23 protein-coding genes are annotated in these 19,390 nt (G+C 72.1%); 11 read left to right on the top strand and 12 right to left on the bottom strand.

The window, feature by feature from the left end:
• Positions 1–61 precede the first annotated feature (61 nt).
• On the bottom strand, positions 62–751 hold the full coding sequence (locus IM778_RS06310) for an alpha/beta fold hydrolase (protein ID WP_194411194.1): 690 nt from the start codon (positions 749–751) through the stop codon (positions 62–64).
• Between the two features lie 18 nt (positions 752–769).
• Positions 770–1,843 carry a redox-regulated ATPase YchF gene (gene ychF / locus IM778_RS06305; RefSeq protein ID WP_194411193.1) on the bottom strand — a complete coding sequence of 358 codons (1,074 nt, stop codon included), beginning with the start codon at positions 1,841–1,843 and terminating at the stop codon, positions 770–772.
• A 261-nt stretch (positions 1,844–2,104) separates the two neighbouring features.
• Between ychF and IM778_RS06300 the strand changes: the two genes are divergently transcribed.
• Positions 2,105–2,761: an SAM-dependent methyltransferase gene (locus IM778_RS06300; RefSeq protein WP_194411192.1), complete on the top strand. Its 657-nt coding sequence runs from the start codon at positions 2,105–2,107 to the stop codon at positions 2,759–2,761.
• A 26-nt stretch (positions 2,762–2,787) separates the two neighbouring features.
• Here the strand turns inward: IM778_RS06300 and IM778_RS06295 are convergent, their stop codons facing one another.
• Complete coding sequence (locus IM778_RS06295) at positions 2,788–3,546, bottom strand: class I SAM-dependent methyltransferase (protein WP_194411191.1); 759 nt, start codon at positions 3,544–3,546, stop codon at positions 2,788–2,790.
• Between the two features lie 114 nt (positions 3,547–3,660).
• Here IM778_RS06295 and IM778_RS06290 point away from each other — a divergent pair, with 114 nt between their 5' ends.
• Both IM778_RS06290 and IM778_RS06285 read left to right on the top strand, forming a co-directional pair.
• Positions 3,661–4,263: a 3'-5' exonuclease gene (locus IM778_RS06290; RefSeq protein WP_194411190.1), complete on the top strand. Its 603-nt coding sequence runs from the start codon at positions 3,661–3,663 to the stop codon at positions 4,261–4,263.
• Positions 4,264–4,387: 124 nt separating this feature from the next.
• Positions 4,388–5,680, top strand: coding sequence for a DNA recombination protein RmuC (locus IM778_RS06285; protein ID WP_194411189.1), 1,293 nt, complete (start codon positions 4,388–4,390; stop codon positions 5,678–5,680).
• 28 nt (positions 5,681–5,708) lie between these two features.
• Here IM778_RS06285 and IM778_RS06280 read toward each other — a convergent pair whose 3' ends face one another.
• Together IM778_RS06280 and glpX are read right to left on the bottom strand one after the other, a co-directional pair.
• Positions 5,709–5,924: a UDP-N-acetylmuramyl pentapeptide phosphotransferase gene (locus tag IM778_RS06280; RefSeq protein WP_194411188.1), complete on the bottom strand. Its 216-nt coding sequence runs from the start codon at positions 5,922–5,924 to the stop codon at positions 5,709–5,711.
• 144 nt (positions 5,925–6,068) lie between these two features.
• On the bottom strand, positions 6,069–7,058 hold the full coding sequence (gene glpX / locus IM778_RS06275) for a class II fructose-bisphosphatase (protein ID WP_194411187.1): 990 nt from the start codon (positions 7,056–7,058) through the stop codon (positions 6,069–6,071).
• Positions 7,059–7,273: 215 nt separating this feature from the next.
• On the opposite strand from glpX, the gene fbaA reads away from it, so the two are divergent.
• Positions 7,274–8,305, top strand: a complete 1,032-nt coding sequence (gene fbaA, locus IM778_RS06270; RefSeq protein ID WP_194411186.1) for a class II fructose-bisphosphate aldolase — start codon at positions 7,274–7,276, stop codon at positions 8,303–8,305.
• Between the two features lie 75 nt (positions 8,306–8,380).
• Here fbaA and IM778_RS06265 read toward each other — a convergent pair whose 3' ends face one another.
• From IM778_RS06265 to IM778_RS06235, 6 genes are all read right to left on the bottom strand, one after another.
• Positions 8,381–8,929, bottom strand: coding sequence for an MOSC domain-containing protein (locus tag IM778_RS06265; RefSeq protein ID WP_194411185.1), 549 nt, complete (start codon positions 8,927–8,929; stop codon positions 8,381–8,383).
• Positions 8,930–8,965: 36 nt separating this feature from the next.
• Positions 8,966–9,394 (bottom strand): hypothetical protein, encoded by a 429-nt coding sequence (locus IM778_RS06260; RefSeq protein ID WP_194411184.1) that lies wholly within the window; start codon positions 9,392–9,394, stop codon positions 8,966–8,968.
• On the bottom strand, positions 9,352–9,705 hold the full coding sequence (locus IM778_RS06255; RefSeq protein WP_194411183.1) for a zf-HC2 domain-containing protein: 354 nt from the start codon (positions 9,703–9,705) through the stop codon (positions 9,352–9,354). Before IM778_RS06255 ends, IM778_RS06260 begins: the two co-directional genes overlap by 43 nt.
• Complete coding sequence (locus tag IM778_RS06250) at positions 9,702–10,253, bottom strand: sigma-70 family RNA polymerase sigma factor (RefSeq protein ID WP_194411182.1); 552 nt, start codon at positions 10,251–10,253, stop codon at positions 9,702–9,704. The genes IM778_RS06255 and IM778_RS06250 overlap by 4 nt, the downstream gene beginning before the upstream one ends.
• Before the next feature lie 112 nt (positions 10,254–10,365).
• A complete protein-coding gene (locus IM778_RS17730; RefSeq protein WP_228484778.1) occupies positions 10,366–11,001 on the bottom strand; it encodes a DUF6264 family protein in 636 nt (211 codons plus the stop codon).
• Positions 10,949–11,989: a 4-hydroxy-3-methylbut-2-enyl diphosphate reductase gene (locus IM778_RS06235; protein WP_194411751.1), complete on the bottom strand. Its 1,041-nt coding sequence runs from the start codon at positions 11,987–11,989 to the stop codon at positions 10,949–10,951. The genes IM778_RS17730 and IM778_RS06235 overlap by 53 nt, the downstream gene beginning before the upstream one ends.
• A 120-nt stretch (positions 11,990–12,109) precedes the next feature.
• Between IM778_RS06235 and xseA the strand changes: the two genes are divergently transcribed.
• Genes xseA through IM778_RS06200 form a run of 7 tightly spaced genes read left to right on the top strand, consistent with a single transcriptional unit; the run spans position 12,110 to position 18,640 of the window.
• Entirely contained in the window at positions 12,110–13,438 is a 1,329-nt protein-coding gene (gene xseA, locus IM778_RS06230) for an exodeoxyribonuclease VII large subunit (RefSeq protein WP_194411179.1), read from the top strand.
• A gap of 10 nt (positions 13,439–13,448) precedes the next feature.
• Positions 13,449–13,691, top strand: a complete 243-nt coding sequence (locus IM778_RS06225; protein ID WP_194411178.1) for an exodeoxyribonuclease VII small subunit — start codon at positions 13,449–13,451, stop codon at positions 13,689–13,691.
• Positions 13,691–14,338: a DUF4245 domain-containing protein gene (locus tag IM778_RS06220; RefSeq protein WP_194411177.1), complete on the top strand. Its 648-nt coding sequence runs from the start codon at positions 13,691–13,693 to the stop codon at positions 14,336–14,338. Before IM778_RS06225 ends, IM778_RS06220 begins: the two co-directional genes overlap by 1 nt.
• Before the next feature lie 8 nt (positions 14,339–14,346).
• On the top strand, positions 14,347–15,000 hold the full coding sequence (locus IM778_RS06215; protein WP_194411750.1) for a carbonic anhydrase: 654 nt from the start codon (positions 14,347–14,349) through the stop codon (positions 14,998–15,000).
• Between the two features lie 36 nt (positions 15,001–15,036).
• Positions 15,037–16,431, top strand: coding sequence for a class II fumarate hydratase (locus IM778_RS06210; protein ID WP_194411176.1), 1,395 nt, complete (start codon positions 15,037–15,039; stop codon positions 16,429–16,431).
• Positions 16,432–16,478: 47 nt separating this feature from the next.
• Positions 16,479–17,987 carry a sensor histidine kinase gene (locus IM778_RS06205; RefSeq protein ID WP_194411175.1) on the top strand — a complete coding sequence of 503 codons (1,509 nt, stop codon included), beginning with the start codon at positions 16,479–16,481 and terminating at the stop codon, positions 17,985–17,987.
• On the top strand, positions 17,984–18,640 hold the full coding sequence (locus IM778_RS06200) for a response regulator transcription factor (RefSeq protein ID WP_194411174.1): 657 nt from the start codon (positions 17,984–17,986) through the stop codon (positions 18,638–18,640). The genes IM778_RS06205 and IM778_RS06200 overlap by 4 nt, the downstream gene beginning before the upstream one ends.
• Positions 18,641–18,723: 83 nt before the next feature.
• On the opposite strand, the gene IM778_RS06195 is transcribed toward IM778_RS06200, so the two are convergent.
• Entirely contained in the window at positions 18,724–19,383 is a 660-nt protein-coding gene (locus IM778_RS06195) for a hypothetical protein (protein ID WP_194411173.1), read from the bottom strand.
• Between the last annotated feature and the right edge of the window lie 7 nt (positions 19,384–19,390).

Here is a 19,390-nt window from a genome sequence, read left to right as displayed (position 1 = left end):
GAGATCGGGCACCACGCGGCGGCGGCGCGGCCGGCGCGGGGAATCGCTCGCCGGTTTCGGCTCAGTCCCAGTCGAGGTAGTCCTCGATCGGCCACGCGGTCGCGCCGACGTGCGTCACGGGGAAGAGGTGCCCGGCGCCTTCCACGCCCACCACGCTCACGCGGTCGGGCGCGGACTCCCGGAGCCGCTCGCCGTTCGCCGGAGGCGTGAGGCGGTCCTCGGCACCCTGGACGACGAGGACCGGCACGGCCGGGGCGAGCGTGGACCACTCGATGTCGGGCGACGCGTCCTGCGCGGCCCGCTGCATCGCATCCACCTCGACATCGCGCGCGCCCTCGGGGATCCCGGACCCCCCGGCGCCCAGCTCATCGGTCTGCTCGGCGCCCTCGACGCCGAGCAGCAGCACGCCGCCGACGCGTCCCGGGTGGTCGAGCGACACCGTGCGCGCCACCGAGCCGCCGAACGCGTGACCGCCGATCCACGCGCTGCCGAGCCCGATGCTGTCCATCACGTCGACGACGTCCTGAGCGAGGTCGTGCATCGACACCGTCGCATCGGCGGCCGTCGCGGGGTGGCGCGGGCCGATGCGGACGACGCGGAAGTCCTCCTCCACAAGCGCGTGGGCGAGCGGGCCGAGGTAGCTGATGTTCAGGCCGCGGCCGGGGATCAGCACCACGGCGGGACCGGTGGTCCCCTCGTCGGCATACGGGATCGCGCGGCCGTCGGGCTCGAAGATCTGGGTCTCGGTCACGGTGTGGGGTCCTCTCACTCAGACGTTGAAGCGGAACTCGACGACGTCGCCGTCCTGCATGACGTAGTCCTTGCCCTCCAGGCGCGCCTTGCCCTTCGCGCGGGCCTCGATGACGGACCCCGTCTCGACGAGGTCGTCGAACGAGATGACCTCGGCCTTGATGAAGCCCTTCTCGAAGTCGGTGTGGATGACGCCCGCGGCCTGCGGAGCCTTCCAGCCCTTGCCGATCGTCCACGCGCGGGCCTCCTTGGGACCCGCCGTCAGGTAGGTCTGCAGTCCGAGCGTGTCGAACCCGATGCGTGCGAGCTGGTCGAGGCCAGACTCCTCCTGACCGGTCGACGCGAGCAGCTCCGCGGCGTCCTCGGGGTCGAGGTCGATGAGCTCGGACTCGATCTTCGCATCGAGGAACACCGCCTTGGCGGGCGCCACCAGGGCCTCCAGCGCCGCCTTCTTCGAGGCATCCGTCAGCACCGCCTCATCGACGTTGAAGACGAAGATGAAGGGCTTCGCGGTCAGCAGGCCCAGCTCCTTGACGGGGGTCAGATCGATGCCCGACGCCGACAGCAGCACGCCTCGCTCGAGCGCATCCTTCGCGGCGAGCGCGGTCTCGAGCACGATCGGCTCGGCCTTCTTGCCGCGGACCTCCTTCTCGTACCGGGCGATCGCCTTCTCGAGGGTCTGGAGGTCGGCCAGCTGCAGCTCGGCGTTGATCGTCTCCATGTCGCTCTGCGGGTTCACCGCGCCGTCGACGTGCACGACGTCGTCGTCGCTGAACCCGCGCACGACCTGGGCGATGGCATCCGCCTCGCGGATGTTCGCGAGGAACTGGTTGCCGAGCCCCTCGCCCTCCGAGGCGCCGCGGACGATGCCGGCGATGTCGACGAACGACACCGCCGCCGGCAGGATGCGCTCCGAGTGGAAGATCTCGGCGAGCGTCCCGAGCCGGGGATCGGGAAGGTTGACCACCCCGATGTTCGGCTCGATCGTCGCGAACGGGTAGTTCGCCGCGAGCACCTGATTCTTGGTCAGGGCGTTGAAGAGGGTCGACTTGCCGACGTTCGGGAGTCCGACGATGCCAATGGTGAGAGCCACGGGCATCCAGTCTACGTTGACGCGCACCGGGTCAATGCGAGCGCTAGCGAGCGTTGATGCGGTGCGGGTCAAGGTCGAGTAGGCGAGGAACGAGCCGTATCGAGACCTGCACCGGCACCGGGTCAATGCGAGCGCTAGCGAGCGTTGATGCGGTGCGGGTCAAGGTCGAGTAGGCGAGGAACGAGCCGTATCGAGACCTGCACCGGGTCGATGCGAGCGCGGTCGCTGTCGGCGACGGCCCGGGAGGACGATACTGATCCCGTGGACGACTGCTGCGCCCCGCAGGGTGCGGACGGGTACGAGCGCGAGTTCGACGCGCGCTTCGCCCGCCGTCTCGCGCGCGACTACCGCCGAACGGGGCTCACCCCGTCGGCCCGGCTCGTCCTCGACATCGCCGCGTCGGTGGGCCTCGACGACGCGTCGCTGCTCGAGATCGGCGGCGGCATCGGCGACATCCAGCTCGAGGCGCTGAAGCGCGGGGCCGCCCGCACCACCAACGTCGAGCTGTCGTCTGCGTACGAACCCGAGGCGACGCGCCTGCTCGACGAGGCCGGCCTTCGCGATCGGGCGACACGGATGCTGGGGGTCGACGTCGCGCGAACTCCCGAGGCGGTGGAGCCCGCCGACATCGTCGTGCTGCACCGCGTCGTGTGCTGCTACCCCGACTACGGCCGGCTGCTCGGGGCGGCGGGAGCACGCGCGCGCCGGGCGGTCGTCTTCAGCCACCCGAGGAGTACGTGGGTCACGCGGCTCGGGTCGCACCTGGTCAACGCCTGGTGCGCTCTCACCGGGAGCACCTACCGCTCGTTCGTCCACGCACCGGACGACATGGTCGCCGTCCTGCGCAGCGAGGGCCTCGAACCGCGCTATCGCGACAGAAGCGGGCCGTGGCACGTGATCGGGGCCGTGCGCGCCTGACGCCACGAACGGGTCGGGCCCGTCCGTCAGGGGCGGATGCTGCGATACGCCCGCGTGACGTACGGCAGGTCGACGACCTCGACACCGGATGCCTCGGTGACGCGGCGTTCGTCGAACAGCCGGCCGACGGCGGCGAGGATCGCGGCGCGGTCGTCGTCGGAGGCGGTGATGACGTAGCTCCGCGACGCGACCATGTCCAGCACCGCGGAGCGCGTGAGCGATCGCGTCCACGCCCACATCCGCTCCTCCAGCCCGTCGAACGGGGCGGCGACGCGGGGACCGTCGCCGGTGAGCATCTCCTCGGCATGGCTGCCGTGCATCGCGGCGGTCAGCCGCGCGACCCACGGGTCGGACTCGTCGCGGATGTTCCACACCAGGCCGAGGACGCCGCCGCTGCGCAGCACGCGGGCGGTCTCGGCCGCGGCGCCGGCGACATCGACCCAGTGCCACGCCTGTCCGAGCAGCACCGCGTCCAGCGACGCGTCGGGCAGCGGCATCCGCTCGGCCGTCCCCACGAACGTCGGCACGCCGTGCACGTGCTCGCGCAGCGCGCCGAGCATGCCGGGGTCCGGGTCGATCGCGACGACCTCGGCCCCGGTCTCGACGACCGTGCGCGTGAGCTTGCCGGTTCCGGCGCCGACGTCCGCGACGCGCAGCGCCCGGTCGGGCTGCCGCACCGGGGCGAGCATCCAGTCCACGGCCTCGCGCGGGTAGTCCGGCCGGCCCGACTCGTAGGCGCGGGCGGCGGAGCCGAACGACAGCGACATCTCCTCGCGACTGGCCATGCGTCGAGCCTATGCCGACCCGGCCCGGGGCTGTCGAGCCCGGGCGGCGCCTCGCACCGGCTGAACGCGGCGCGCCTCCGCCGGCGTCGCGCCGGTCGGGGTGAGTCTGAGCGTGTGCCCCTGGACTTCACCGCGATCGACTTCGAGACGGCGAACTCCAGCAATGCGTCGGCCTGCGCCGTCGGGCTCGTCCGTGTGCGCGGCGGCGAGGTGGTCGACAAGACGGGCTGGCTGATCCGCCCGCCGGCGGGCCACGACGCGTTCTTCGAGCTGAACACGCGCATCCACGGGATCCGCGCCGAAGACGTGATCGGCGCGCCGACGTGGACCCGCCAGCTGGCCGATCTCGCGGCGTTCGCCGGCGACGACATCCTGGTCGCGCACAACGCCGGATTCGACATGGCGGTCATCAAGCGCGCCTGCGACGCCACCGGCGACGAGTGCCCGTCCTACCGCTACGCGTGCAGCCTCCAGGTCGCGCGGAAGGTCTACCAGCTCGAGTCGTACCGACTCCCCTTCGTCGCCGCCGAGGCGGGCTTCGCCGACTTCCCCCACCACAACGCGACGGCCGACGCGCTGGCGTGCGCTCACGTCATGATCGATGCGGCGCGGCGGGTCGGCGCCGACGACATCGACGGTCTCGCCGCGCTCGTCGGCGTCCGCGTGTCGCAGATCGAGGTCGCGGCGGCTCCCGCCGTCTCGTTCGCCGTCGCCTGATCGCCGGGGTCGCCGACGCCGGCGCATCCCGGTCGCGGCGCGGAGGTCCGCCCGCGGAGGCGATGCCGGCATGCGCTCGGTGTCGTGCACGGGTGATGTCGGAGGTCGAGGGCATCCTGTCGACATGGACGCACTCCTGCTCTCGGCCATCGCGATCGCGACGCTCGCCCTCGGCGCGCTCGCGGGCTGGGCCGCGGGGCTCGCACGCGGAGCCTCCCGCGCGGCGCGTGAGAACGCCGACCTGCGCACGCGGCTCGCCGCCGCCGACGCGGCCCGCCACGGCATCCAGGCTCAGCTCGACCACCAGCTCCTGCTGTACCGAGAGCTGGCCTCGCAGGCGCGCCACGACCAGGCGGCGCGGGAGGAGCGCGAGCGGCGCGAGCAGTCCGTGCTGCGCGCGCTGGCCCCCGTGCAAGAGACGCTGGCCGCGATGCACTCGAAGGTCGACGAGCTCGAGCGCGACCGCCACACCCAGTTCGGCACCCTCGCCGAGCAGCTGCGGCGCGCGCACGAGTCCGACGAGGCCCTGCGCGCCACCACCGAGTCGCTCGCGAGCGCCCTCCGCTCGGGCAGCACGCGGGGCGTGTGGGGCGAGACGCAGCTGCGCCGGGTGGTCGAGGCTGCGGGCCTCACGCACCACGTGGACTTCGATGTGCAGGCTTCGATCACGACGGATGCCGGCGCCGGCCGCCCCGACATGGTGATCCGCCTTCCCGGCGACAAGGCGATCGCCGTCGACGCCAAGGTGCCGCTCGACGCGTTCCTCGAGGCGAGCGCGATCCCGCTCACCGCGCAGGGGGCCGAGGGGGCGCGGCGGCGCGGGCTGCTCGACCGGCACGTCAAGGCCGTGCGCGCGCACGTCGACGCGCTCGCCCGCAAGCGGTACTGGGCCGGACTGTCATCGAGCCCCGAGTTCGTGGTGTGCTTCGTGCCGAGCGAGTCGCTGCTGGCTGCCGCGCTGGAAGAGGACCCGTCGCTGCTCGACTACGCCTTCGGCAAGCGCGTCGCGCTCGCGTCGCCGGTCAACCTGTGGGCGGTCCTCAAGACCGTCGCCTACACGTGGACCCAGCAGGACGTCTCGCAGGAGGCGCGCGCGCTGTTCGACCTCGGCAACCAGCTCTACGAGCGGCTCGGCTCGCTGGCATCGCACGCGGACGACCTGCGGCGTGCGATCGAGCGCACCGTCGACAGCTACAACCGCTTCGCCGGCTCGCTCGAGACGCGGGTGCTCGTGAGCGCGCGCAAGTTCCCGGGCATCGATGCCACCAAGCTCGATGCGGTCACCGAGCCGGCGCCGATCGAGAAGAGCCCGCGGCGCCTCACCGCGCCGGAGCTGCTCGACGCGACGCTGGACGTGCCCGCTGCCAGAGCGGAGCTCGGCGAGGTGCGGGCGCGCCTGGGAGGGCTCGACGACTGACGCGCCGCCGGGACGATCGCGCGGCGGATCAGGCGCCGCCGGGCACGAAGCCCAGCAGGAGGATCACCGCGGCGGAGACGACGACGAAGGCGCCGATCATCCACCACGCGCTGATCTCGTGGCCTTCGTCCCGTCGCACGCGCAGCAGCACGTCGGGGCGGCGCGCCGGGTCGATCGCGTTGGCGACCACCGCGTGGGCGCCCGTCTGAGGCGACGGCGAATCGCCAGACTGCTGGGTGGGCATCGTCAACTCCTCGCGTGGGTACGACTCTCGCATCTGAATCGACACGCGAGTCGATTCTGCCAGAGGCGGGCCCGCTCGAGGTCACGACACCGTCACGACGGCAACATCCGCCCCACCCGCCTCACGAGCGTGGCAGACAGGGAATCACAGCCACTTCGAGACGAGGTGCTCCGACGAGATGCGGCGCAGCGTCCCCGAAGCCCCCCGCAGCACGACGCTCTCGGTGTAGACATACCCGCCCTCGCGGCGCACTCCGGCCACGAGCGCGCCGTCGGTCACACCGGTCGCGACGAAGATCGTGTTGCTGCCCTTCACGAGGTCGTCGGCCTCGTAGACGAAGCCGTCGAGCTTCAGGCCCGCGTCGATGCCCCGCTGCGTCTCATCGTCGTCCCGGGGCCACAGCCGCCCCTGGATGTGGCCTCCCAGCGCCTTGATCGCGCACGCCGTCACGATGCCCTCGGGGCTCCCGCCGATGCCGACGCACATGTCGGTGCGCGCGTTGTGACGGGCGGCGTTGATGCCGCCGGCGACATCGCCGTCGCTCATGAGGCGCGTGCCGGCGCCCGCTTCGCGGATCTCCTCGATGAGGCGCTCGTGGCGCGGACGGTGCAGGACCGACACGACGATCTCGTCGACCGGCTTGCCGAGGGCCTTCGCGAGGCGGCGGATGTTCTCGCCGATGGGCAGGCGGATGTCGACGACGCCCACGCCCGCCGGCCCGGTGACGAGCTTGTCCATGTAGAAGATGCTCGACGCGTCGAGCATCGTGCCGTGATCCGACACCGCGATGACCGACAGGGCGTTGTTGCGCCCGGCTGCCGTGAGGGACGTGCCGTCGATGGGGTCGACGGCGACGTCGGCCTGCGGTCCGCGGCCGTTGCCGACCCGCTCGCCGTTGTACAGCATCGGGGCGTCGTCCTTCTCGCCCTCGCCGATCACGATGGTGCCGTCGAAGTTCACGGTGGTGAAGAACGCCCGCATGGCGTCGACGGCGGCGCCGTCGGCGGCCTCCTTGTCGCCCCGGCCGATGTACGGCACGGCTCGGATGGCGGCGGCCTCGGTCGCGCGCACCAGTTCCAGGGCGAGGTTGCGGTCGGGATGGAGGGGACTCATGTCCGCGGTCAGGCTCACCATGCGGTCAGCCTACCCACGCTCCCGTCCACTCCTGCCGAATTTCACGCGTTCTGCGGCGAAGGAATCTCGATTCTTTCCGATCGAACAGGGACTCGGGTTTCCCCGCGTGATCCCTGCCAGCGCCGGCCGATGGCCGCGGGACCGCTTCGGTAGAGTTCTCGTGACGCGCGCTACGACCTCCGCGTCGAGCCCACACCAGAAACAGGGAGTACCCCATGCCCGTCGCCACCCCGGAGCAGTACGCCGACATGCTGGACCGCGCGAAGGCCGGTGGCTTCGCGTATCCCGCCATCAACGTCTCGAGCTCGCAGACGATCAACGCCGTGCTGCAGGGCCTGACGGAGGCCGGTTCCGACGGCATCCTCCAGGTGACCACGGGCGGCGCCGACTACTTCGCCGGCCACACCGTCAAGGCTCGCGCCGCCGGCGCTCTCGCGTTCGCGAAGTTCGCCACCGAGGTCGCCAAGAACTACCCCATCACGGTGGCCCTCCACACCGACCACTGCCCCAAGGACGCACTGCCCGGCTTCGTCCTCCCCCTCATCGAGGCGTCGGAGGAAGAGGTCAAGGCGGGCCGCAACCCGATCTTCCAGTCCCACATGTGGGACGGCTCGGCCGTGCCGCTGGACGAGAACATCCAGATCGCCAACGACCTCCTCCCGCGTATGAAGAACATCAACGCGATCCTCGAGGTCGAGATCGGCGTCGTCGGCGGCGAAGAGGACGGCGTCAAGCACGAGGGCTCGAACGAAGCCCTGTACACGACGGTGGCCGACGTCACCAAGGCCGTCGAGACGCTGGGCCTCGGCGAGAACGGCCGCTACATCTCCGCGCTCACCTTCGGCAACGTGCACGGCGTGTACAAGCCCGGCAACGTGAAGCTGCGCCCCGAGCTCCTCGGCGAGATCCAGGAGGGCATCGCCTCGCGCTTCGGCACCGGCCCGAAGCCGCTCGACCTCGTCTTCCACGGCGGCAGCGGCTCGACCGACGAAGAGATCGCGCTCGCGGTCGCCAACGGCGTCGTCAAGATGAACATCGACACCGACACCCAGTACGCCTTCACGCGCTCGATCGCGGGCTTCATGTTCTCGAACTACGACGGCGTGCTGAAGGTCGACGGCGAGGTGGGCAACAAGAAGGCCTACGACCCGCGCGCGTGGGGCAAGATCGCCGAGTCCGCGATGGCCGCCCGCGTCGTCGAGGCGACGAAGCAGCTCGGCTCGCAGGGCCGGAGCCTCGCCGCCTGACCCGATTCGCAGACGGATGCCTCGGCCCTCGGCCGAGGCATCCGTCTTTGCCGGCCCGGCACGGCCGGGCGGGTCTCACGGCCCGCGGTAGACGTCCAGGATCGTCGGAGCGTCATCCGGGCGATGCACGACGACGATCTCGTCGCCCGCCCTCACGCGGCCCGTCGTGACCACACGCAGGTACGGGCCCAGCCGGCGCTCGTCGGAGAAGCGGCGGACCCAGCCGCGCTCGTCGTCGCCGCCGACCCAGCGGGCGAAGGTCTGGCACGGCGTCCGAGGCATCGTGACCTCGACCTCGACGCGGTCCCCGATCCGCCAGCGCTCGCCGATGCGCGCGGCGTTGACGTCGAGCCCCTCGGTGCGCAGGTTCTCGCCGAAGAAGCCGGGAGGCAGCGCACGCGCCAGTTGCCCCTCCCAGTACGCGGCGTCTTCGGCGGCGTAGGCGTACAGCGCCTTGTCGAGACCGCCGTGGTGCTTGCGATCGGCCTGCACGTCGGCGTAGACGCCGTACGCGCCGATTCGGACCGCCCCCTCGACGGGTCCCTTGTCGATCGCCGTGACGCCGACGGCACCGGCGTCGGGGCGCAGCTGCCGGACGGCGCAGACGGCGACGAGGCGAGGCATCCCGTCATCCTACGCACGCCGCCGCCCCTCGGCCCTTCATCCTCCCGGCGCCGGCTCGCCCCGCAGCAGCACGCGGCTGCCCTCGATGCTGCGCACCTCGATGGCGGCGATGTCGCCGGCGTCCAGGGCCGTTCCGGCGTCGAGGCGCGTGGTGCTGCCGGGTCGCGCCCGCCATGTCGACAGCTCGCTCGTGGTGCCGTCGTCGGCGGTGACGACCAGGACATATGACCAGCCCTCCGGCGGCGCCTCCGAGGCGGCGTCGTCGGGGTACCGGCACACCATCTCGAGCCTCGTCCCCCACGCCGCCTCGCTGAGGGCGACGGTCGCAGTCAGCGACACGTCGGCGACCGGCTCGAGCGCGACGACGTGCTCCGACCGCGTCGCCGGCACGAACGCCGAGGTCGCCGTGAGCGCGATCGCGATCACGGCCGCCGCTGCCGCGGCAAGGAGGCCTCCCCACTCCATCGCACGCCGTCGCCGCGCCGTCCTGGCCTCGCGCGCCTCGCCGCCGCGCGTGCGACGAACTCCGAGCGCGCGCCGGGCGCGGGGCCGGCTGCCACATCGCCCGCGCCCTCCGGCCGCTGCAGCAGCGACTCGGCACGGTCGGGCGAGACGCGCGAGAGCAGCCCGAGCGTCGGAGCCAGCTCGGCGAGTGCGTCGCGGCATGCCGCGCACTCGTCGAGGTGCTCTTCGAACAGCCGGCGATCGGAGGGGCTCAGCGCCCCCACGAGGTACGCCGCCTCCCAGTCCGCGAACCGGGCGTGACCCGGGTTCATCGCGTCACTCCCCTCTCCTGCAGCGCCAGGCGCAGGGCTCGAAGCCCGTAGTGCAGCCGGGACTTCACCGTTCCCTCGGGGATCTCCAGCTCCGCCGCCATCTCGGCGACCGACAGGCCCCGGTAGTACGCGCACACCACGACGGCGCGATGGTCCGCCGACAGGGCCGCGAGGGCCTCCTCGACCAGGAGCGCCTCGAAGAGCGCGTCGGTGGCATCCGTCGTCGCCCGCTCCGGCACGTCCGCCACTCCGACCTCGCGCCGCCTCCGCGCGCTGCGGGCGTCATCGATCACCAGGTGACGGGCGACGGTGAACATCCAGGATCGCGTCGAAGCCGGGTCCTGCTCCAGGATCCGCGGCGTCCGCCACGCCCGCAGCAGCGTCTCCTGCACGATGTCGTCGGCCCCGGCGCGATCGCCCGTCAGGTGCACCGCGTAGCGCCAGATCGGCGCCGCGTGCGCGTCGAACAGCTCGGCGAGACGGGCCGCGTCGCGCGGGCTGGTGCGCGCAGCAGCGGTGTCGTCGCGATCGTGCGCTTGACGCGGCATCCGTCACCTCCCGCAGGAGACACGAGACCCGGTGCCGTGGGGTTCACCCGCACCGCGCCCGTCCCGTCATCCGAGTATGGACCGTCTGCGCGCGGGGCACAGGCGGGGCCGGTCAGCGGAGACTGCCGACGAGGGCGTCCCACACCGCGGGATCGTTCATGAGCGGTACGACCATCATGATGCCCGCCGCGAACGTGAAGACGATGCCCGCGACGAGCGGGATCCACCACGTGAGGCGGCCGCGACGCAGGCTCCACGAGGACACCAGCGCGGTGGCGACCCATCCCACGGCGAGCACGACCGCGGCCGCGATCCCCCACGGGCGTCCGGCCGACGGGTCGGCGAGCTCGGCGTCGACGCCCAGGACCGCGAACATCGTCTCGGCGTAGGCGCCGTAGTCGAGGAACGCCGTGAACGACGACAGCACGTTGAACAGGCCGTACGCCAGGAGCGCGACGGTCACGATGCGGTCGACCGTCCGCGGGCGGGGCGGCGCCCCGGCAGCCGGTCCCGCAGGTGCGGGGGCCGGCTCGGCGGCCGGCATCACCGGCGTCCGGTCTCCAGCGCGTACGTCGCGTCGGGCTGGCGGATGCGGGCGCGCTGCTCCTCGGGCGTCGCGTACTCCCCGTACTGCGGCCGGGGACGCGGCTCCTCGCCGCCGGGCGGACGGGCGCCCGGATCGTGCGCGGCGTCGTTCACGAGCGGCTCCGCCCGCCCAGCGCCCGGCCGTCGCGCTTGCCCGCGGCATCCTGTCGCAGCTCCTTCGGGAGCGAGAACATGAGGTCCTCCTCGGCGGTGCGCACCTCTTCGACATCGCGGTAGCCGGCGGCGGCGAGGTCGGCGAGCACCTGCTGCACGAGCACCTCCGGCACCGAGGCGCCGCTGGTGACCCCGACGGTCTCGACGCCCTCGAGCCAGGCCTGCTCGACCTCGTCGGCGTAGTCGACCCGGTACGCCGCCTTCGCGCCGTGCTCCAAGGCGACCTCGACCAGGCGCACGCTGTTCGACGAGTTCGCCGAGCCGACGACGATCACGAGTTCGGCGTCCTTGGCCACCTTCTTGATCGCGACCTGCCGGTTCTGCGTCGCGTAGCAGATGTCGTCGGAGGGCGGATCCTGCAGCTGCGGGAAGCGGGTGCGCAGGCGCCGCACGGTCTCCATGGTCTCGTCGACCGAGAGCGTCGTCTGCGACAGCCACACGACCTTCGAGGGGTCGCGCACCTCGATCGTGTCGGCCTCGTCGGGCGAGCCGACGATCGTGACGTGATCCGGCGCCTCGCCGGCGGTGCCTTCGACCTCCTCGTGACCGACGTGGCCGATGAGCAGGATCTCGTAGTCGTCGCGCGCGAACCTCACGGCCTCGCGGTGCACCTTCGTCACGAGCGGGCACGTCGCGTCGATGGCGCGCAGGCCGCGATCGGATGCCGCGTCCACGACCGCCGGTGACACCCCGTGGGCGCTGAACACGACGTGCGCGCCCTCGGGCACCTCGTCGACCTCGTCGACGAAGACGGCGCCCTTGCCCTCGAGCTCGGTGACGACGTGGATGTTGTGCACGATCTGCTTGCGCACGTACACCGGGGCCCCGAAGCGCTCGAGCGCCTTCTCGACCGCGATGACGGCGCGGTCCACGCCGGCGCAGTATCCGCGCGGGGAGGCCAGCAGCACCTTCTTGCGTCCGGGCACGGCGTTATCCTGGAGCGGTTGACGCCGCCGTGGGATGCGCGGGACGGGCATGCTCACGGGGGTCGTCCCCAGGGTGCTGGTGCTCACCCGTCGATTCTACGGGCGGCCCCTGGACGCCGGCCCGGTGCCGGCCCGGTGCCGGCCCGCAGCCGCCCGGCACGAGAGGACCGCATGACGACCTTCCAGCCTGCCGCGATCCCCGGCGAGCCGCCGCCGCCCGACTCGGTGGCGCCGCGCGACTCCACCTCGCAGGCGCCGACGTCCGTCGCCAGACTGGGCGACACGATCCGCGGCTTCATCCAGACGTGGGGCTCGGTGTGGGTCGAGGGCGAGATCACCAGCTGGAACCTGCGCGGCGGCAACGTGTTCGGCCGCCTCAAGGACCTCTCGACCGACGCGACCATCGCCTTCCGCATCTGGTCGTCGACGCGGGACCGGCTTCCGGCCGACCTCAAGGTCGGCGACCACGTCATCGCGTGCGTCAAGGCCGACTTCTTCGTCAAGACCGGCGACTTCACCTTCGCCGTGTCGGCGATGCGGCACGTCGGGCTCGGCGATCAGCTCGAGCGCCTCGAGCGCCTGCGGGCGCAATTGCGCGCGGAGGGCCTCTTCGACGCCGCCCGCAAGAAGCCCCTCCCGTTCCTGCCGCACGTCATCGGCCTCATCACCGGAGCCGACTCGGACGCCGAGAAGGACGTGCACCGCAACGCAGAGCTGCGCTGGCCGCAGGTGAGATTCCGCACCAAGCACGCCGCCGTGCAGGGCGACCGGTGCGTGCCCGAGACCCTCGCGGCCCTCAAGGCTCTGGACGCCGCACCCGACGTCGATGTCATCATCATCGCGCGCGGCGGCGGCGACCCCCAGAGCCTCCTCGGGTTCAGCGACGAGCGTCTGCTGCGCGCCGTGGCCGCCGCCTCCACCCCCGTCGTCAGCGCGATCGGACACGAGAACGACCACCCCCTGCTCGACGACGTCGCCGACCTGCGCGCGTCGACGCCGACCGACGCGGCCAAGCGGGTGGTTCCGGATGTCGCGGAGCAGCGCGCCATCGTGGCGCAGCTGCGCTCGCGTCTGACCATGCGACTGACGCAGCGCGTGACCCACGACATCGCCCAGCTCGAGCAGCTGCGCTCGCGGCCGGTGCTGCGCACGCCCGAGACGCTCCTCACGACGCGATCGCACGAGGTCGAGCTGCTCGCCGCGCGCGGACGCGACCGGATCGAGCGCACGCTCGAGGCCGGCTCACGGCGCACCGCCGAGCTCCGCGCCACGCTGCGCGCGCTGTCGCCGGCCTCCACGCTGGCCCGCGGGTACGCGATCGCGCACCTCGAGGACGGCGTCATCGTGCGCGACGCGGCCCAGGCTCCGGCATCCACCGCCGTCGTCGTCACCGTCGGACGCGGCTCGTTCGCGGCGCGCTCCGAGGGCGAGGTCGCCGAGACCGGAGCGGCCGGGAGCCCGGACACGGCACCGGGCGGGCCGGCCGGGAACCCGAACTAAGATATTCCGTATGACCGAGTCCAGCGGCGCCGCCACCGACGTCGCGGCTCTCTCGTTCGAGCAGGCCCGCGACGAGCTCGTGCGCGTCGTCGCCGAGCTCGAACAGGGCGCGCCGACGCTCGAGCACTCGCTCGCCCTCTGGGAGCGCGGCGAAGCGCTCGCGGCCCGGTGCGAGGAGTGGCTCCTCGGCGCGAAGCGCCGGCTCGAAGCGGCCCGCGCGTCGGCGGGGACCGGCGGGAGCACGGAGGCGTGATGGCACGGGGACCCCGCGTCGTCGCCGAGCTCGGTCGTCCCGAGACGCCCGACGAGACCGCCGCGCGCAAGGCCGAGTCCTCACGGGTCTACCGCTCGAGCCAGAACACGCGCAATCTCGTCGCCGCGCTCCTGGTGACGCTCGCCGTCGTCGCCGTCATCATCTTCGCCGTTCCCCGCGGAACGCCGCCCGAACGGGAGCCGATCGACGTCGCGGCGGTCGCCGAGCGCATCGGCGACGCCGAGGGGCGACGCGTCATCGCCCCCGCGATGTCGGACGAGTGGATGGTCAACAGCGCGCGCCTCGTGAGCGACGGCTCGGTGCGGACGTGGACGATCGTGTACGCGCCCGACGACGAGAATGAGCGCGGATTCCTCCGCGTCGCCCAGGGGTTCGACGCCGACGGAGCCTGGCCCGCACGCGTGCTGTCGGGCGCCGCGCCCGAGAGCGTCGTCACGATCGACGGAGTCGAGTGGGACCGCTACGAGCTCGATCCCGCCCGCACCGCCAACATCTCGGTCGCCCTCGCCACGACGGCGGGCCCCGACACGATCCTGATCTACGGTGCTGCCGAGGACGACGTGCTCGAAGAGGTCGCCGCCTCGGTGTCCGACGATGTGACCGCGCTACGCGAGGAGGCCGAGTGACCGACCCGATGATCCGCCCGGAGGCGGCGCCCGCGAAGGTGTGGCGCGAGATGCAGCGCGGCAACGCGCGCTTCATCGCCGGGGAACCCCGCCACCCGCGCCAGGACGTCGACCGTCGCCACGAGCTCGCCGGCGGCCAGCGCCCGCGCGCCGCGCTGTTCGGATGCTCCGACTCGCGACTGGCGGCCGAGATCATCTTCGACAAGGGCCTGGGCGACCTCTTCGTCGTCCGCAACGCCGGACAGGTGATCTCGGACTCCGTCGTCGGCAGCCTCGAGTACGCCGTGGCCGTCCTCGAAGTGCCGCTGATCGTCGTGCTGGGCCACGACGAGTGCGGCGCCGTGCGGGCGGCGATCGACAGCACCGACCCCGAAGCGGCTCCCCTGCCCCCGCACATCTGGCGACTGATCTCGCCCATCGTCCCCGCGGTCCGTCGCGTGCAGCGCGCCGCGACCGTCGACGGCGTGGCCGCGCAGGAGATCGACGCCGAGGAGGTCGGCCGCGAGCACCTGCGCGACACCGTGGCCGAGCTGCTGCACTCGTCCGAGCTGATCAGCGATGCCGTGGCGGCCGGCCGCCTGGCCATCGTGGGTGCGAACTACCGGCTCGCCGAGGGCGCCGCCGTCCCCGACGTCATCGTCGGGATCGCCGAGCCCGCCTGACCCCCGACCCTGTACCGACACGTGAGGAACAACGACGTGACCGACACCGAGTACCGCATCGAGCACGACACCATGGGCGAGGTGCGCGTGCCCAAGAACGCCCTCTACGCCGCGCAGACCCAGCGCGCCGTCGAGAACTTCCCGATCTCGGGCGACCCGCTCGAGCCCGCCCAGATCGTGGCCCTCGCCCGCATCAAGAAGGCGGCGGCGATCGCCAACAAGGAGCTGGGCACGCTCGACGCCCGCATCGCCGACGCGATCGCCGGTGCCGCCGACCGCATCATCGCGGGCGAGTTCGGCGACCAGTTCCCGATCGACGTCTACCAGACCGGCAGCGGCACGTCGTCGAACATGAACATGAACGAGGTGCTGGCCACGCTCGCCACGCAGGCGCTCGGCGCCCCCGTGCACCCCAACGACCACGTCAACGCCTCGCAGTCCTCGAACGACGTGTTCCCGACCTCGGTGCACATCGCAGTGACCCAGGAGCTCATCGACGACCTGATCCCGGCACTCGACCACCTCGCCGTCGCACTCGAGGCGAAGGCCGAAGCGTGGAAGGAGGTCGTCAAGTCCGGCCGCACCCACCTGATGGACGCCACCCCGGTCACACTGGGCCAGGAGTTCGGCGGCTATGCCCGCCAGATCCGCCTCGGCATCGAGCGCGTGCAGGCGGTCCTCCCCCGCGTCGCCGAGGTGCCCCTCGGCGGCACCGCCGTGGGCACCGGCATCAACACGCCGCTCGGCTTCCCGCAGCGGGTCATCGAGCTCATCGTCGCCGACACCGAGCTGCCGATCACCGAGGCCAAGGACCACTTCGAGGCGCAGGCCAACCGCGACGCCCTCGTCGAGGCATCCGGCGCGCTGCGCACCATCGCGGTGTCGCTGACCAAGATCAACAACGACCTGCGCTGGATGGGCTCGGGGCCCAACACCGGACTCGGCGAGCTGCACATCCCCGACCTGCAGCCGGGCTCGTCCATCATGCCCGGCAAGGTCAACCCCGTCGTGCCGGAGGCCACGCTCATGGTGTGCGCGCGCGTGATCGGCAACGACGCGACGATCGCGTGGGCCGGGGCGTCCGGCTCGTTCGAGCTGAACGTCGCGATCCCGGTCATGGGAACCGCCGTGCTCGAGTCCATCGAGCTGCTCGCCAACGCGTCGCGGCTCCTCGCCGACAAGACCATCGACGGTCTCGAGGCGAACGTCGAGCGTGCCGCCGCGTTCGCCGGCATGTCGCCCTCGATCGTCACGCCCCTCAACAAGCTCATCGGCTACGAGGCGGCGGCGAAGATCGCGAAGCACGCGGTGGCCAAGGGGATCACCGTGCGCGAGGCCGTGATCGACCTCGGCCACGTGGAGCGCGGCGACCTGACGCTCGAGCAGCTCGACGAGAAGCTCGACCTCCTCTCGATGACGCACCCGGGCTGATCAGGTCTGGAGTGCCGGAAGATCCGTCGCGGCGGGATAATCAGGGTGTGGCCCACACGCCCCGCCCGATACCCGCCCGCGTCAGGATCCTCGCCGCGATCCTGGCGGTCGCGTGCGTGGGCCTGGCGATCGTGGGAAGCGTGACGTTCCTCGTGCAGCGTGAGCAGGCGATCAAGGCGGTCAACGACCGCCTCGCGGCCCAGGTCCAGCGGCTGCAGGACTTCGCCGACGACCCGCAGGTCGAAGAAGCGGGCGAGGGCGCCAATCAGGCGACCGAGGAGCTCGACGTCAACGACTTCGCCTCGATCGACGAGTACCTCCGGGCGGTGGTCGCACGGCTCGTGCCGGCGCGCGGCGAGGCGTCGCTGGCCCTGCTCGACGGATCGCCCCGCTGGGTGCCGCAGACGCTGTCGGGGTTCGACATCTCGCGCAACGACGAGCTGATCGACCGCGTGATCGCCGAGACCGCCGACGGGACGGCCAAGAGCGGCACCGCGGTGACCGAGCAGGGCACGCTGCGCTACATCGCCATCCCGGTCTCGATGCCCGGCGATCCGCGGCAGGGACTGTACATCCGTGCGATCGACCTCGGCGGCGAACTGCAGCCGGTCACCCTCGCGATGACGACGTACGTGGTCGCGGCCATCGCGGTGCTCGCGGCGATCGGCGTCGTCGGCTGGTTCGTCACCGGCCGACTGCTCTCCCCGATCCGGCACCTGCGCGAGACGGCGGACGCGATCTCGATCGACGACCTCTCGCGGCGTCTCTCACCCCACGGCAACGACGACATCGCCGACCTGTCGCGCACCGTCAACTCGATGCTCGACCGGCTCGAGGGCTCGGTCGACGTGCAGCGGCAGCTGCTCGACGACGTGCGCCACGAACTGAAGACGCCCATCACGATCGTGCGCGGGCACCTCGAGCTGATGGACCCCCGCGACGCGGCAGACGTGGCGTCCGCGCGCGACATCGGCATCGCCGAGCTCGACCGGCTCGCGCGCCTGGTGGAGGACATCGATCAGCTCGCGGCCGCCGAGGCGGACGCCTACACCATGGCCGAAGTCGACGTGGCCGCGCTCACGGCGCGAGTCGGCGAACTCGTGGCAGTCATCCCGGGTCACGCGTGGACGGTCGAGGCGCACGCCGACGGCATCACCTCCGGCGATACCGACCGGCTGCTGCAGGCATGGCTGCAACTGGCCGACAACGCCGCGAAGTACACGCCCGCCGGCTCCCCGATCGAGATCGGCAGCGCGATCGATGCCGAAGGCACGCACCTGTGGGTGCGCGACCACGGCCCCGGCATCCCACCGGGCGCACGCGTGCGCATCTTCCGCCGGTTCGACCGCGCGCACGGCAAGCGGACCGTGGGCGGCTCGGGGCTCGGCCTTGCGATCGTCGACGCGATCACCAAGGGCCACAGCGGCCACTGCGACGTCACCGACACCCCGGGCGGCGGAGCCACGTTCACCATTCACCTGCCTCCCGCGGAGGTGGAGCTGCCCGCGCCTATCAGGGCCGGCGACGTCGTGCTGCAACGAGAGGCATCAGGATGACCAGGATCCTCATCGTGGAGGACGAGCCGCGCATCGCCGCGTTCGTCAGCCGCGGGCTCGAATCCGCCGGATACGAGACGATCGTCATCGAGGACGGAGCGGAGGCCCTCGAGGCCGCCCTCCGCGGAGATGGCGACCTCGTGCTGCTGGATGTGGGCCTGCCGACGATGGACGGCTTCGAGGTGCTGCGCGAGCTGCGCTCGCGGGGCTCCGGCGTCCCGGTGATCATGCTCACCGCCCGTTCGAGTACGCGCGACACCGTCGAGGGCCTGGACTCGGGCGCGAACGACTACGTGTCCAAGCCCTTCACCTTCGAGGAGCTCCTCGCGCGAGTGCGTTCGCGGCTGCGCGAGAACGTGCCGCAGCAGGGCGTGGCGATCTCGCACGGCGACGTCACCCTCGACATCCTCGCCCGTCGCGCCTCGGTCGGCGGCAGGGAGATCGACCTGTCGGCGCGCGAGTTCTCGCTCGCCGAGCAGTTCCTGCGCAATCCCGGCCGGGTGCTCAGCCGCGAGCAGCTCCTCAGCAGCGTGTGGGGACTCGACTTCGACCCGGGCTCGAACGTCGTCGACGTGTACGTGCGGTATCTGCGCGGCAAGCTCGGCGCAGACCACATCGTCACCGTGCGCGGCGCCGGCTACCGCTGGGAGTAGCCGCCGCGCGACCGCACGAAGAAGCCCCCGGTGTTGGGGGACACCGGGGGCTGGGAAAGGCCGGACTGGGGGATCCGGCCGATTTACCGATCGCGTCTGTCTGGGGAATCGCGCGATCGATCCTTCTTCGCGCCGCCGCGGGACGAGTCCGAGGACTCGGTGCGGTCAGCGGTCGAACCCGCATTGGCGGGACGTTCTGGGGTGGGGTCGGGTGCGACCAGACCCGGGGCGGGCGGAGCGGGCGGCGCCTGCTGCTCCTCGCCCGGCCGACCGCCTTCGGAGGCTGCGGTGCGCTCCGTCTCGAGACGGTCGATCCACTCGTCGATGCGCTCCTGCGACCAGCCGTGGGCGAGGGCCCACGCGATGACGGCGTCCCACGAGCCGGCCTTCACCGAGGCCTCGACGGCCGCCTTCGCGTTCGGGGGCGTCGCGGGCTCGGCCGGGGTCACCGAGCTCACCGGCGGGGGCGTCACGCGGGCGGCGTCGTCGCTGGAGGCGGGTTCGACGACCGCGGGCTCGGGCGCCTCCACGACCACGGCCTCCGGAGCGGCCTCGGCCACCGGAGCCGCGACCTCGGGCGACGTCGACGCGCCGGCTGGAACGAGCACGCGCGCCGACGCCACGTTCGATCCGGGCGAGTCGGCCAGAGCGGCCGGCGTCGTCAGGGCGACGACGCAGACGACGGCGACGCTCGCCGCGACGGTGGCCATGCCACCGATCACGAGCCCCGTGCGTGCGTCCACGTTCTCC

It is taken from the genome of Microbacterium cremeum (genome assembly GCF_015277855.1).
In the GTDB taxonomy this organism is placed as follows: Bacteria; Actinomycetota; Actinomycetes; order Actinomycetales; family Microbacteriaceae; genus Microbacterium; species Microbacterium cremeum.
This window is presented reverse-complemented; position numbering and strand designations above follow the sequence as displayed.

Bases quoted from the DNA above. Each gene is read 5' to 3' on its own strand.
- IM778_RS17730 (WP_228484778.1), bottom strand. From the start codon at position 11,001: ATGCCGCGGGCAAGCGCGACGGCCGGGCGCTGGGCGGGCGGAGCCGCT.
- IM778_RS06200 (WP_194411174.1), top strand. From the start codon at position 17,984: ATGACCAGGATCCTCATCGTGGAGGACGAGCCGCGCATCGCCGCGTTC.
- IM778_RS06220 (WP_194411177.1), top strand. From the start codon at position 13,691: ATGGCACGGGGACCCCGCGTCGTCGCCGAGCTCGGTCGTCCCGAGACG.
- IM778_RS06215 (WP_194411750.1), top strand. From the start codon at position 14,347: ATGATCCGCCCGGAGGCGGCGCCCGCGAAGGTGTGGCGCGAGATGCAG.
- fbaA (WP_194411186.1), top strand. From the start codon at position 7,274: ATGCCCGTCGCCACCCCGGAGCAGTACGCCGACATGCTGGACCGCGCG.
- IM778_RS06285 (WP_194411189.1), top strand. From the start codon at position 4,388: ATGGACGCACTCCTGCTCTCGGCCATCGCGATCGCGACGCTCGCCCTC.
- IM778_RS06235 (WP_194411751.1), bottom strand. From the start codon at position 11,989: ATGCCCGTCCCGCGCATCCCACGGCGGCGTCAACCGCTCCAGGATAAC.
- IM778_RS06250 (WP_194411182.1), bottom strand. From the start codon at position 10,253: ATGCCGCGTCAAGCGCACGATCGCGACGACACCGCTGCTGCGCGCACC.
- IM778_RS06225 (WP_194411178.1), top strand. From the start codon at position 13,449: ATGACCGAGTCCAGCGGCGCCGCCACCGACGTCGCGGCTCTCTCGTTC.
- IM778_RS06255 (WP_194411183.1), bottom strand. From the start codon at position 9,705: ATGAACCCGGGTCACGCCCGGTTCGCGGACTGGGAGGCGGCGTACCTC.
- IM778_RS06260 (WP_194411184.1), bottom strand. From the start codon at position 9,394: ATGGAGTGGGGAGGCCTCCTTGCCGCGGCAGCGGCGGCCGTGATCGCG.
- IM778_RS06280 (WP_194411188.1), bottom strand. From the start codon at position 5,924: ATGCCCACCCAGCAGTCTGGCGATTCGCCGTCGCCTCAGACGGGCGCC.
- IM778_RS06265 (WP_194411185.1), bottom strand. From the start codon at position 8,929: ATGCCTCGCCTCGTCGCCGTCTGCGCCGTCCGGCAGCTGCGCCCCGAC.
- xseA (WP_194411179.1), top strand. From the start codon at position 12,110: ATGACGACCTTCCAGCCTGCCGCGATCCCCGGCGAGCCGCCGCCGCCC.
- glpX (WP_194411187.1), bottom strand. From the start codon at position 7,058: ATGGTGAGCCTGACCGCGGACATGAGTCCCCTCCATCCCGACCGCAAC.
- IM778_RS06295 (WP_194411191.1), bottom strand. From the start codon at position 3,546: ATGGCCAGTCGCGAGGAGATGTCGCTGTCGTTCGGCTCCGCCGCCCGC.